The organism is Pseudomonas sp. AGC41 (genome assembly GCF_057334555.1).
Genome location: NZ_JBHFJB010000134.1, coordinates 1 through 3,213 on the forward strand (window position 1 = coordinate 1; position 3,213 = coordinate 3,213).

1 protein-coding gene and 1 pseudogene are annotated in these 3,213 nt (G+C 56.8%); both read right to left on the reverse strand.

Translation table 11 applies throughout. The annotated features are described in order from the left end of the window. A partial coding sequence (locus ACE04F_RS21910) for a DUF6531 domain-containing protein (protein WP_486109896.1) occupies positions 1-2,745 on the reverse strand: 2,745 nt, incomplete at its 3' end. A gap of 23 nt (positions 2,746-2,768) precedes the next feature. Continuing rightward, positions 2,769-3,213, reverse strand: a pseudogene (locus ACE04F_RS21915) (hypothetical protein); the annotation flags it as partial.

Here is a 3,213-nt window from a genome sequence, read left to right on the forward strand (position 1 = left end):
GGCGAAGGTCTCGGTCTGCCATTCCAGGCCTTCCTTATGCCCGGCATGACGGGCGATCAATCGGCCGAGTGGGTCGTACTCAAATTCGTTGACCCGGTCGCCATCGAGGCGGCGCGTCGGTTGATTGCTGCCGTGGTCGTAGAGGTAATGGGTGGTTTGCTGGTCGAAGCCGGTTTCCTTGAGCAGGCGCCCGGCCGGGTCGTATCTGAAGCTGGCGCTGCTGTTGTTTTCGTTGCGCAGTTCGATCAGTTGGCCGAGGCGGTCCCAGCGGTAGTCGAGGGTTGTGTCGTTGGCGTCCTGGCGCTGTTGGATCAGCCCGGCTTCGTTGTAGTGCCAGGTGGTGCGCTGGCGCAGGGCATCGGTGTGGCTGAGCAAACGGCCTTCGGCGTCGCGCTCGAAAAGTTCTTCGGTTTTATCAGGGTGGATGAGCCGCGCCAATTGCCCGGTGCGGTATTCGTAACTGGTGACGTGGCCTTCGGCATCGGTGAAACGGCTGAGCTGGCCGAGTGCATCGTAGTGCCACTGACTGATTTTGCCCGAGCAGTCGGTGTAGCGGATCAGTTGGCCGTCAGCGTTGTAGGCCAGTTGTTTGGCACCACCGTTGGCATCGGTGATGAGCACGGGCAGGTTGTCGCTGTTGTAGGTGTACTGGGTCGTGTTCTCCAGCGGGTCGATGGTTTCGATGATGTTGCCGCGTTGATCGTAATCGTACTTCCACAGGCCGCCTTCGGCGTCGCGGGTTTTGAAGAGCTGATCCTGATCATCGTAGGCGTGGTGGACTGATGAGCCGTCAGGGCGGGTGTGCTGGAGCAAATTGCCGACATCGTCATAGGCATAGCTGTCGGCACTGCCGTCAGTGTGGATATGACGGACAACATTCTTGGCATCGTCGCGGTAGAACCACTCCTCATTGCCGTCGGGGTAGATGATGCGATAGGTGTAGCCGAGGATGTCGTAGTAGTACCAAGTCTCCTGGCCCAACGCGTCGGTCACGTAGGTCAGGCGGATGTTCTCGTCCCACTCCAGGCGGGTGTCGTAGCTGCCATCGTCGGCCCATTCGCGTATGGCTTTGGCGTCGGCGCCTTCACCTTGCCATTGCAGGTTGATACCGCGCCCGGTGCGGTCGGTATAGCGGGTGATTAGATGGTGTTGATACTGGTAGTCCCACTGCGCGGCGTGTTCGTCGCGGGCGGCGATCAGGTCGCCGTGCTCGTCGTAGTCGTAGCTGGCCAGTTGCCGGGATGGTAGACCTTCGTGCATAAACCACAGGACTGAGATGCGACCGTGTTCATCAAGTTGGAGGTGGATATGGTGGTGTGGGGTATTGCCCTGGTAGGTGATCAGGTCTGATAGAACGGCTTGGCCTGCATGTTGGTGTTCGTAATGCAGGGTGATGCGCGCACCACCGCGTAGGACAATTGCAGTCAGGCGAAACTGATCGCCGGCTCGCTGATAGTGTTCCTGGCTTTCGTGGCCCCGCAGAAGTGTCAACTGGGTTTTGCTGGCGCGTGCAATTACCACGCTTTCGATAGGGTCGTAGTGGTGCCCTAGAACTTTCGGCAACGGGTAGCTATGGCTGCGCCCGTCAGTCGCATGGTAGGTGAGCTGATCCTCGTTTAGGTCGAACCGGCTGGCAAATGGCGTGATCCAGCGTGCGCCGAATGGACTATTGTCGAATGCAGAGAGCGAGGATCGATAGGTTCTGCTCCACTCCAAGGGAAAAACGCCGGGAAGCTGGAAGTCTGTGTGGACAATCGTCTCGCTGCCCATGGCAAAGCTGATGTTGCATCCAGTACCCCCAGCGGTTCCTTGTTTTCTGCAGTTGGCATCGGCGCGGGCTGCGCGTTGCGCCGGGCTGGCTTCGTTGCCATTTTGGGGCTGTTGTTTTCTGCTTTCATTGGTTCTGGCTGGGCTGACATTTGCCTGATTGGGTGCGCGTTTTCGTTTTCGTACTGCCAAGACAAGCGCATTGATGATGGCGGCGATACTGCCAGCCTCGGTGGCCATACCTATATTGGCGATATTTTTACCGGCTATCTCGCCAATCTGCTCAATGCTGACCGCAACGGGTTCAAGAATTTTTTCCAACTTCTGCTTATCTACACCGAAGCTTAGGTCCTCCTTGCTGTACCCGAGGCCAGTTGTTCTTTTTACGTAGTCGGCGGCATTTACTATGAGGCTTATGCCAGGGAACAGCACGCTGAGCGCAACGTCTTGTACGGTTCCGTTGGCGACAGACCGTATGAGGTTCGCTAGGAATTTGCATACCTCGACAATTTTTGCCGCGAAATCTTTAAGGATGCTCTGCAGAGTGCTCTGGACTTTGTTAAGGGTTTCCTCGAGATCTACAGGGCAAATGTTTGCCAGGGCGCTTTCAATCGAACCGATAAGAGCTTGCGCAATGCCGTCCTTGTGGCTGGTTCTGACCGCTTTTAATGCCGGACGCATAACTGCGCGAGCCGGGCCAATACCGGGAATCGGGACAATTGCAAACAGATTGATACCGAGGCCGACCCAGTTAAAAATGTCAGATCTGTATTCGCTGTTGCCTCGTGCGAGCCCAATGATGTCGCCGACGGCATCGGTGGCTGCGAATATTGATCCGGCAACTGGTAGCATTTCCCCGACCGTAATGACCGCCCGCCAGTTGACAACGTCGCCGGTGAGAGTGGTGAGCCATTTGGCGAGAAGTTCGGTGCCTTCTATGACGTCGTCTTCGGTAAACGTGTTCGTGGGAGCAACCACTCCGCCACATCTATCCATTGTGGTTATCCCTTTCCTTGTTGTGCGTTCAACAGCTCTTTCATTGGCGCTGGCATGAGCTTTTGGATGGCCGTACCACTCAACTCTTTGGTGAGGGAGGCAGGGCTGGGTGGGGATGTAGTGCTGGTTTCTGCGGCGAACAGGCTGTTTAAAGACTGTTGCATTGCGGCAGCGGGCGTGCGTGCGCCAGCTTTGGCGTGAGCTGATGAGTCTTGATTGTCAAAAGGGGCAGCGGATGCGGTCTCTGTTTTATCGCGACCAAACAGCACCTTGGCCGGACCCGGTGCCAAGCCTGCTACGGCCGCAAAACCATTGCTATCCAGCTTGCCCTTGATGACCTTGCCCAGGGCATCTTCAACCTGATACTCCGCACCCTTGAACGCATGACCATTGGCATACTGCTGAAACAGCTCCAAATTCCCTTTCCCCGCCTTCGGCTCCTCGGGAAAC